Source organism: Erythrobacter sp. HI0063, from assembly GCF_001635685.1.
Lineage (GTDB): Bacteria > Pseudomonadota > Alphaproteobacteria > Sphingomonadales > Sphingomonadaceae > Qipengyuania.
Map to the genome: position 1 here is coordinate 1 of NZ_LWFF01000301.1, position 274 is coordinate 274.

Here is a 274-nt window from a genome sequence, read left to right on the forward strand (position 1 = left end):
CGGCTGGACGGCGAATTTGACTGGCATGCGCACGATCACGACGAATTGTTCCTGTGCCTCGACGGCACGCTCGACGTCGAATTCCGCGACCGGACGGAGACGCTTGGGCCCGGCGAACTGCTCCTGATCGGAAAGGGCGAGGATCATCGCCCGGTCGCCTCGCGCGGCGAAGTCAGGCTGTTGATGCTGGACCCCGCCGGATCTCCCAATACCGGCGATCACGACACCGCGACGGTCGCGGTCGACGCCTGATTCACAAGCTCAAGAGGAGAGA

At 64.2% G+C, this 274-nt stretch carries 1 protein-coding gene; it reads left to right on the forward strand.

Annotated elements, in window-relative coordinates; translation table 11 throughout:
• A partial coding sequence (locus A3736_RS10425) for a cupin domain-containing protein (RefSeq protein WP_067682675.1) occupies positions 1–252 on the forward strand: 252 nt, incomplete at its 5' end.
• Positions 253–274: the final 22 nt, after the last annotated feature.